This window comes from Collinsella sp. AM31-2AC, from assembly GCF_003469285.1.
Lineage (GTDB): Bacteria > Actinomycetota > Coriobacteriia > Coriobacteriales > Coriobacteriaceae > Collinsella > Collinsella aerofaciens_AT.
Map to the genome: position 1 here is coordinate 1 of NZ_QSJB01000041.1, position 1,822 is coordinate 1,822.

The 1,822-nt window shown below is 59.3% G+C and carries 3 protein-coding genes; all 3 read right to left on the minus strand.

The features are described 5' to 3' along the window. Window positions 1-593: PTS sugar transporter subunit IIC (locus DW796_RS10270; protein WP_147351037.1), on the minus strand; the 593-nt coding region annotated here is incomplete at its 3' end. Window positions 594-651: 58 nt separating this feature from the next. Next, window positions 652-1,134, minus strand: a complete 483-nt coding sequence (locus DW796_RS10275; protein WP_099432286.1) for a PTS sugar transporter subunit IIB — start codon at window positions 1,132-1,134, stop codon at window positions 652-654. Window positions 1,135-1,191: 57 nt separating this feature from the next. Next, window positions 1,192-1,611 carry a PTS sugar transporter subunit IIA gene (locus tag DW796_RS10280; RefSeq protein WP_118095252.1) on the minus strand — a complete coding sequence of 140 codons (420 nt, stop codon included), beginning with the start codon at window positions 1,609-1,611 and terminating at the stop codon, window positions 1,192-1,194. Window positions 1,612-1,822 lie beyond the last annotated feature (211 nt).

Below are 1,822 nucleotides of genomic sequence, written 5' to 3' on the forward strand. Positions count from 1 at the left end.
AGCACCAGGCGGCCGAGCATGGCGAAGCCCATGGCCGGCAGGATGTTGGCGGCCACGCCAAAGCCAGCAAGGACAAAGGGCGGGATGAAGTCGAGCATACCCTGGATGGCGTCAGCACCCAGATAGAACGACAGCGAGCACAGCAGGAACGCCATGATGACACCGGTGGAACCGATCAGGAAGTGCATCGCATAGACACCCTTAAGGTTGCCCTGGCCGGAGAAGACATCAGCGCGGTCAACCAGGATCGGCAGGGCGGCGTTGAGGATGTTCTTGATGGCCAGGCACAGCGTGGCGATGGGCATGGCAAGCGCGATGGCTGCCTCGGTGCTCTGGCCCAGCTGGATAGCGAAGGCACAGGCGAGCACGCCGCCGATCGTCTCATCAGGCGGCACGTAGGCGCCGATGGAGATCGAGCCCATGAACAGCAGCTCCAGGCTCGCACCGATCGCGAGACCAGACTGCAGGTCCCCCAGGACCAGGCCCACGAGCGGGCACAGGACGATGGGACGGAACGCGTAGAGCGTACCGAGCTGGTAGTCGAACTTACCAAACGCGGCGATAAGTCCGATGAGGATTGCTTGGGTAAGCATACATCCCCCTTTCCATATAGGACACTACGAAGAGCTCAGACTCTTCGAATTTAAACGCCTAGAGCACGCTGGCGCAGTCAACCTTGGGGTCATCGGCCAGGGGTCGAATCTCGACCTCAACGCCACGATCCAGCATCTCGCGCACATCGGCTTCCTCGGCCGCGGTCAGGAAGATCTGACGAGAGACCTGACGGGCGTCGGGACGCTTCTCGTCCTTGGGCTTGGTGTTGCCCAGGTTGACCGACTTGATCTGCGGGCAGCCCTCAACAAGCTGCTTTGCCTCGGCGATAGTGGCGACGCAGATGATCATCTTGTACTTGTCGGTCACGCCCGAGTTGATAGCTTCGATTGCATGCTCCATATCTTTGATGACGAGCTTGCAGCCGGCAGGCTTGCCCATCTTGAGCGTCGTCTTCCACACCGGATCGTTGGCGACCTTATCGCCCACGCAAAAAATGCAGTTGGAGCCAAGGCCCTGAACCCAGGAAACTGCGACCTGGCCATGAAGCAGGCGATGGTCAACGCGAAGTAGCTGAATCATAATGTGACCCCCCAAAGGTCTTGCGCCGTCTTACGGCATGTCAATAGGTGCTGCGGATTAGAACTCTTCTTCCTCGTCGTCATCGACCAGCAGGTCGTTGACAAACTTCACGCGCGTATCGTCCGCAGCGACGATGGCGCGAATCGTCTCCTCAACCGGCGCCGACTCGTCAGAGAACAGCAGCTGGATGAGCAGAGGAAGGTTCATGTTGGTAACGAGGTACGTGCGGGGACGCGTCTGGACGATCTTGGTGAACTCATTGTTGACGCTGCCACCAAAGAGGTCGGTGCAGACAACGACATCATCGTCGGCAGACATGCCCGCCAGCAGTTTTTGGGCCTCCTCGGCCACGTCCACGCGGTCATCGACGAACATCGAAAGATCGTGGACGTTGTCGCGAGCACCCGAGAGCAGCTCGACGCTCTCCTTGATGCCGGTAGCGAAGTGCGCATGGCTGGCAATGATGTACTGTCTCATTCTGTGTTCCTCTCAATAGCCCGGCACGTTCCCGCACCCGTTTTCTTTAGTAGTCGAACTGGTGATAGTAGCGACGATACTTGAGGTTGTGCTTGGTGACCGTCTCGTAGTAGCGAGCCAGGCGGTCGGTCACGAGCACCGTCAGAATCCACGGGGAGACGATGACGCGGAACTCGTCGTCAAGGCCGGGGATCGCGAACTCGGCGGTGTC

Excerpts from the sequence above, each read along its gene's own strand:
- DW796_RS10275 (WP_099432286.1), bottom strand. The coding sequence starts at position 1,134 with ATGATTCAGCTACTTCGCGTTGACCATCGCCTGCTTCATGGCCAGGTC.
- DW796_RS10280 (WP_118095252.1), bottom strand. The coding sequence starts at position 1,611 with ATGAGACAGTACATCATTGCCAGCCATGCGCACTTCGCTACCGGCATC.